Genomic DNA, 1204 nt, shown 5'->3' with positions numbered 1-1204 from the left:
TATTTGTAGCTTAAAATTTTAAAATTTGTGTCTTGACAATGGGGTCCACCTAGGTCAGCCCTACAAAGGTGCCTAGAATTCCTAGCCCCGTCAAAATACCGGGAACGGCATTATAAAACTTAAGGTTAATTCTTGATTCAAGAATATTAGCTTCATTAAAAAAGTAACTTGCTTCTATGGTACTAAAAACATCTTCCGTACCGTCATCTCTCTTGATTTTTACCAGCGTTTTGTCATATTCAGACCACAAGTTTCCTATTAATGGGTTGGATGACATTTCTTGATTTAGTTCTTCGAAATTAGTCGTAAGGGTACCTTTAGAATATTGGTCAACGCTGGCTTTGGCATCCTCTATACCCTTACTGCAGGGTCTGTATTGCCTTAACCCAAAAGAGACGAATACCCAAAACGAGAAACCGATTATTCCGGAAATAAACAATATTACAAAAATGTTGCTACCAGACGGGTCTTCTAGTACCTTTTTGATTGGCAGTAAAGTATTAAATATGCTAATAAATTCATTCCCCTCACTCATAATTCCAATCACCGTTCATTTATGTATTTTATTTCATAATTTGACAAAATTAGCAAAATTCCTTTTTCTTAAGTTTATCAGTTGGGCTACCGGTCGCTAGACATCCATGTTAGCAGGCGGCGCCGCAAGGGTAGCCTTAACAGCCGGGGCCCCCGCATGTGGTACAATGGATGGACCGGAACGTTTATAAATGTTATAGTTATCTAACTTACAAATGTTATAGTTATCTAACTTACCATCTAGTTTGAGCCGTACCTTTTGGATAGCCCCTTTAAACTCAACGCTTTTGCTCTAACTTTTGAAGCCTTTCAACAGGAATATGGTTTTGAGATGCCATAGTCAATTACCACCTTTCTAGACATTACTCTTTCTACTTTCGGCACCACCTCTTCTGGAAGCGTCCAAACCTGTTCCTGGAGAACGCCCGACATAAAAATAAACCCTTTTTTACGGCATTAATGAAACCTAATGATCACCGAAATAAAATAATTTTTCATTATATTTTTTATGAGGATATCAAAACCCTTCTATAAATACCAAACATTTCATTGACATTAATTTATTGTGCACTTATCCCGCAGCGGGCATGCATTACATGTCTCTTTCGGAAATTTTATAATATAATGGACCCAAGATTTTAGACACGAAATCAGGGGGTCTTAAGATACA

Annotated in this window: 1 protein-coding gene; it reads right to left on the bottom strand. The window is 37.4% G+C overall.

Going from position 1 to position 1204, the window contains the following annotated elements:
• Window positions 1-49: 49 nt before the first annotated feature.
• On the bottom strand, window positions 50-535 hold the full coding sequence (locus tag H0Z29_12165) for a hypothetical protein (GenBank protein MBO8132239.1): 486 nt from the start codon (window positions 533-535) through the stop codon (window positions 50-52).
• Window positions 536-1204 lie beyond the last annotated feature (669 nt).

The sequence above is a fragment of the Candidatus Neomarinimicrobiota bacterium genome (assembly GCA_017656425.1).
GTDB lineage: Bacteria > Fidelibacterota > UBA2242 > UBA2242 > B5-G15 > JACDNV01.
Note: the sequence above shows the minus strand (reverse complement) of the source record. Positions and strands in the feature narration are given on the sequence as shown.